The following is a 1,250-nucleotide window of genomic DNA, read 5'->3' on the forward strand; positions in this document are numbered from 1 at the left end:
TGCGGCGATCGCGCCGAGGACGAGCAGGCCCGCAAAGAGTGCGATGGCCAGGGCAAAGTTCTGCACGAAGACCAGCGCCATGACCGATGGCGCAAAGAGCCCCCCGAGGCGAGCCATGGCGCCGGCTGCGCCCATGCCGGTGGCGCGGGAAACGGTGGGGTAGAGTTCGGGCGTGAAGGCATAGAGTGCGCCCCAGGTGCCCAGCAGCGCAAAGCTCATCAGCAGGATGGCGCCGCCCAGAAGGTAGGAGTCGCTCGCAAGAATGAAGAGCAGGCACCCAACGGCGCTGAGGCCGAGGAAGCCGATCAGCGTGGGCTTGCGGCCAACGGCTTCGACGCCCCAGGCGGCAAGGGCATAGCCGGGGATCTGGGCGAGGGCGACGAGCACCAGGAAGCCATAGCCGCGGACATAACCAAAACCTTCCTGGGCCAGGCGGGCCGGCAGCCAGGTGAAGATGCCATAGTAGGAAATCGACACCAGGAACCAGACGAGCAGGATCGAAAAGGTGCGGCGGCGAAGGCTCGGGGTGAAAATGCCCGGATTGGGTTCGCTGGCGGGGGCGGCGATGACGGCGTCAGCGGGGAGTTCGGCCTTGCCATTGGTCTTGAGAATGGCGTTGAGCACGGACTTGAGGTCCTGCTGCTGGCCGCGGCGCAGTAGATAAAGCGGGGATTCAGGCACCCAGAGGCGCAGCCAGATGCCGATCAGGGCCGGCAGGGCCGTTACGGCGAAAATCCAGCGCCAGGCATCGCCCGGCACATAGATGCTGGCGACCCAGGCAGCGAGGGCCACGGCGACGGTGCCGATGGCCCAAAAACCTTCGAGGACGACGAGCCAGCGGCCACGGTTCCTGGCGGGCAGGAACTCGGCCATCATGGCGTAGTCGACCGGCAGTGTGCCGCCGACGGCGACGCCGGTGAGGAAGCGCAGCGCGAAGAGAATGAAGAGATTGGGCGCAAAGACCGACAGGAGCCCGAAGACCGCGTCGCAGGCGACGGTGATGAGCAGCACGCGGCGACGGCCAAAGCGATCGGCGAGACGGCCGAAAAGGCTCGCCCCGATCAGCATGCCGAGGAAGAACAGCGTGCCGGTCTGCAGCGCTTCGGGAAGGGAAACCTCAAAGCTCGCCGCGATCGAGGCGCTGGTGAAGCCCACGGCCAGCACCTGCATGGCGTCGGCCGCCCAGACGAGACCGAAAATGCCGAGGAGGCGTCGCTGATAGCGGCCGGCTCCGGCCTCGTCCAAAACCT

The 1,250-nt window shown here is 66.5% G+C and carries 1 protein-coding gene; it reads right to left on the reverse strand.

Annotation, left to right across the window (positions count from 1 at the left end; genetic code table 11):
- Nucleotides 1-1,245, reverse strand: a 1,245-nt coding sequence (locus J0I64_RS00210; protein ID WP_291405284.1) for an MFS transporter, incomplete at its 3' end; no start/stop codon positions are given.
- Nucleotides 1,246-1,250 lie beyond the last annotated feature (5 nt).

Source organism: Devosia sp. (assembly GCF_017307565.1).
Taxonomy (GTDB): Bacteria; Pseudomonadota; Alphaproteobacteria; order Rhizobiales; family Devosiaceae; genus Devosia.